Raw genomic sequence first — 1,102 nt, forward strand, 5'->3', positions numbered from 1 at the left:
AGAGGGCATTTGATTTGAGCAGATTGCGGCTTGTGCCCTAGTAGGTGCCTCGCCAGGTTGGAGTGGTCTCGTCCGTTATGCGCTTGGTGAGGTTGTCAATCGAGGCGATGTAGATCATGGCTTCGGAGCTGGCAGGAAGGGTTTCGTAATCGCGGGTCAGGCGTCGTCTTAACATAAGCCAGCCGAGGCTGCGTTCCACTACCCAGCGTCTTTTAACGATTTGGAAGCCGCGGGCGTCGGGGTTTCTGTTGACGACTTCCACGTCGATTCCGAGGCGGGCCCCGTGTTCGACTGCGGCGTTCTTGAATCCAGTGTCGACCCAGGCTTTGGTGATGGTCGGGTGGGTTTCCTTGACGGTGTTGAGCAGTTGTATTCCTATGGCGTTTTCGGAGAGGCTTGCGGCGGTGACGGTGACGGCGAGCAGGAGGCCGAGCGCGTCTGTGGCGATGCCTCGCTTCCGGCCGACGATCTTCTTGGCGGCATCCGTTCCCTGGCTGGTCAGGGGTACGTTGGTGGAGGTCTTGACGCTCTGGGTGTCGATCATGGAGGCGGTCGGCTCGGGCTCGCGGCCGGCCTTGACGCGGGCCAGTCCGGTGAGGTCGTAGTTGAGTTGGGTGAGTATCCCTTCGTCGCGCCAGGCCGCGTAGTAGGCGTACACGGTGTTGTACGACGGGAAGTCATGCGGTAGGTATTTCCAGGCGATTCCCGTGCGGTTGACATAGAGGATCGCATTGAAGACGTCTCGTAGTTCGACCGAGGCTGGTTGGCCGGTGGGTCGGCGGTCGAGTCTGGCCTGCCGCCAGGCGGTCAAGGTGGGCTCGATTAAGGCCCAGCGGGCGTCGGAAATGTTGCTGGGGTACGGCTTCCGTTCGCTCATGGCGGAGCTTCTACCCGGAAGATATGATCGATAGTGGGCTTCGGCTGGTCGGGAGTGTTTACCACATTTCTAGACCAGACGAGATTTGAGCTCCATTTCACCACCAAATGGTCGCTCGCATGGGCGATGAGGACTACACAAAGCTACACGGACAAGGAAAAGAGCCCAGAAGCCTGCGACTACAGAGCTGGGCATACGCCAACCAACCATGCCTAAATGCCCACT

1 protein-coding gene is annotated in these 1,102 nt (G+C 59.4%); it reads right to left on the reverse strand.

The genetic code is table 11. The annotated features are described in order from the left end of the window. Positions 1–37 precede the first annotated feature (37 nt). Entirely contained in the window at positions 38–877 is an 840-nt protein-coding gene (locus tag B0I32_RS56225) for an IS5 family transposase (RefSeq protein WP_106253706.1), read from the reverse strand. Positions 878–1,102: the final 225 nt, after the last annotated feature.

This window comes from Nonomuraea fuscirosea (genome assembly GCF_003001935.1).
Classification (GTDB): domain Bacteria; phylum Actinomycetota; class Actinomycetes; order Streptosporangiales; family Streptosporangiaceae; genus Nonomuraea; species Nonomuraea fuscirosea.

What these genes read in the sequence shown, in the direction of transcription:
- B0I32_RS56225 (WP_106253706.1), bottom strand. Translation starts at nt 877, where the DNA reads ATGAGCGAACGGAAGCCGTACCCCAGCAACATTTCCGACGCCCGCTGG.